The 564-nt window shown below is 62.6% G+C and carries 1 pseudogene; it reads left to right on the forward strand.

The annotated features are described in order from the left end of the window. Positions 1-320: 320 nt before the first annotated feature. Positions 321-564 (forward strand): annotated as a pseudogene (locus DLJ49_RS21370) (IS1634 family transposase); the annotation flags it as partial.

Here is a 564-nt window from a genome sequence, read left to right on the forward strand (position 1 = left end):
TGTTTCTTCTTCATCGCATGGCGGAGGCCGGGAAAGGCGGGCTGCTTGGGCATCGGGGGGCCTCCTTCGTGGTCCCGCCCAGTCTACCCTAAGCCGATCAGAGCGCGAGGTTTTTCAGGCTTTCCTTTAATCGCCTTGGTAAAGCGCTGATCTCGCTGCAATTCATCCTGCGTACCGGGCTCCCGAAGTTCGACAGAATTGGGGGGAATCTGGTTCGATTGGGGTTGTCTGGTGCAATCGGATCAATGGTTTAGGGCGCCAGGAGGCTGAGAGGCGTGTAGTCACACGATATGGCGATGCTCGCCTTTGCATTGTTGGTAATGGCGCGGTATCCAGTAGGTATGTTCGTGCGCATCAACGAGAGCGGTGGGCGGCGCTACCTGCAGGTCGTCGAGTCCTACCGCAACGAGGCTGGCAAGCCTCGCCACCGGGTGATCGCCAACCTCGGGCGCATCGACGGCATGGAGGACGGTCACCTCGACGCCCTGATCCGGGGGCTCTGCCGCGCCGCCGGACGCGACGAGCCGGCCAGGCTCGAGATCACGCACGCGCCGGCACGGGCCT

Source organism: Rhodovulum sp. 12E13, assembly GCF_003340565.1.
In the GTDB taxonomy this organism is placed as follows: Bacteria; Pseudomonadota; Alphaproteobacteria; order Rhodobacterales; family Rhodobacteraceae; genus HLUCCA09.